At 72.8% G+C, this 2,136-nt stretch carries 1 protein-coding gene; it reads right to left on the bottom strand.

The window, feature by feature from the left end; genetic code table 11:
• The coding region (locus tag ACOADB_RS21985; protein ID WP_378603597.1) for a hypothetical protein at positions 1-1,940 on the bottom strand (1,940 nt) is incomplete at its 3' end.
• Positions 1,941-2,136 lie beyond the last annotated feature (196 nt).

The following is a 2,136-nucleotide window of genomic DNA, read 5'->3' as shown; positions in this document are numbered from 1 at the left end:
ACGTTCTGGTGGCGGCCCACCGTGGCGGCGAGGTTCGCTGTCATCGCGCGGGCCCGGGCGTCCCAGTACGGCGTCTGCCAGATCCCCAGCGGTTCGATGCCCACGAGCACGACCGGGAGGTCCGGGCGGATCCGTGCGACATCGGTGAGGAACCTGTTGACGGCCTCCGCGTGTGCCGTCGCCGAGTACGACGGCGCGGACGCGTCGTTGATCGAACCGTTCACCAGCAGGACGTCGATGGGCGCCCGCGCGATCGCGTCCAGCCGTCGCGGCGAACCGAAGACGCCGGGTTGGTACTCCCCGTACGTCGGACTGGAGGAGGGCGACAGGTAGCCGGTGCCGGCCTCGGCCAGGTTCCACACCCGGAAGCCGGTCCGGGTGCCCAGCATCGGCGCGGCGGCCCGGCTGTGGCAGAGGGCCTCGGCGCAGAGGTCGAAGAAGGAGTCCGACAGCACCCCCACGGTCAGGGGCGGCGTGGCTGCCCTGACCACCACGTTGTCGGCGGCGGGAGCATCGACGCCGGTGAAGACCAAGGGACCGGCGAAGCGGACGGTGACGGTCTTCCGCTCGGGCAGCTCGATGGTGATCCAGTTGGGTGCGTACCCCGTGGTCGGGCTCTGGCTGGGGATCGGCTGCGCGGCGACGGGGCGCCCGTCGACCCACACCATCGCGTCCATCGTGCGGGTGCCCTGGTAGGCGATCGCGAAGCGCTTGGCGGTGACGGTGAAGCTGACGTCGGCGTTCTTGACCGACGCGTTCGTGCCGGGATACTCCGCCCCGGTGCTCGCCCTGGCCCAGTCCTGTCCGTAGGCGATGCTGGCCACGGTGAACGCCGGTTTGGGCGTCAGGGAGTGGGTGAACGCGCCCGGTACGTCCCAGCGGATCCGCGTCGTCGTGCCCCAGGCGGGCGCCACGAGCCCCGCCGTGTGCCGGACCTGTGTGGCCGGCCACGGGCTGTCGGAGGCAGGCACCATCAGCTCGGCGAACGTGGTCCGGGGTTGCGTCACGGCCGGCACGGGCAGCGCCGCACTGACCACGTCAGCAGCCGCGACGCCGGGCGCCTCGGCGTGGACGGCGACCGTCAGCGCCCGCGCCGCGTCGTCCCCCGCGACGACGTACGTGCTCGCGGTGGCACCGGTGATGGGCTGGCCGTTGCGGCGCCACTGGTAGGTCGTCGAGGTGGGCGCCGGGCTCCAGCCCGCGAACTCGACGTGCAGCTCCGCTCCGACGGCAGCCCGGCCGACGATCTCCGGAGGCGGCCCCGAGAACGTGCCCGGCACCACCTGCCCGGTGGGACGGCTGTCGCGGTAGGTCGGTGTGGTCGCCGACGGCGGGAACCCGATGGCCGTCGCCGTCAGGCGACGGCCCAGGTCCTCGGCCCTGACCGTGTACGACGACCCGCTGGCGCCGGTCCAGACGCCGTCGCGGTTCCACCGGAACCCGACACTGGCCGGCGTGGGCGTCCAGGCACCGACACTGGCCCGCAACACGGAGCCGACGGTGTGGCTGCCCGTGACGGTCGGCAGGGTGACCGTCGTGAACGGCGGGTTGCCCGGCCCGAGCACGAAGAAGCCGAACGGGTCCGAGGTGACGGCCGACCGGTCCCCGGCGGCCGGCCGGAGCGCCCGCAGGTAGAAATATCCGCCGCGGTCGTAGGGGGCAGTGGTCAGCGGGACAGTGGCGAACCAGGTGGTCCCGTCGGTCGTGACGGTGGCCGTCACCGGTCGCCACTCCTGGCCCGACAGCCGTCCCTGGACCACCTGGGGCATGGCGTCAATCGGCGCCTGGCCCCACAGGACCACCTCGCCGCCGGCCTGCGGGAGCACCGTCAGCGACCCGATCGTGATCGAGGGGGCAGCGGTCGCTGGGCCGGCCAGGGCCGCCAACGAGGTCGCACAACCGAGGACGACGACGAGCAGGGCCCGACTGATGAACCGCACAAAGATCTCCGATCCCCTCCCCAAGGGGCACCCGAGAGCCGCGACGCTAGCAGGTCAGGCGTCGCCTGCGGCGGCGATCGCCGCACGTACCGATCCGTAGACCTTCAACGTCCCGGCCTCGATGTCGGCCAGCGGCACCCAGGCCACCGCGTCCGTCGTACCGCCCTGTTCGACGACCCGGGGCTCCCCGGCGCCG

The organism is Nocardioides sp. CPCC 206348 (assembly GCF_048654705.1).
GTDB lineage: Bacteria > Actinomycetota > Actinomycetes > Propionibacteriales > Nocardioidaceae > Nocardioides.
Note: the sequence above shows the minus strand (reverse complement) of the source record. Positions and strands in the feature narration are given on the sequence as shown.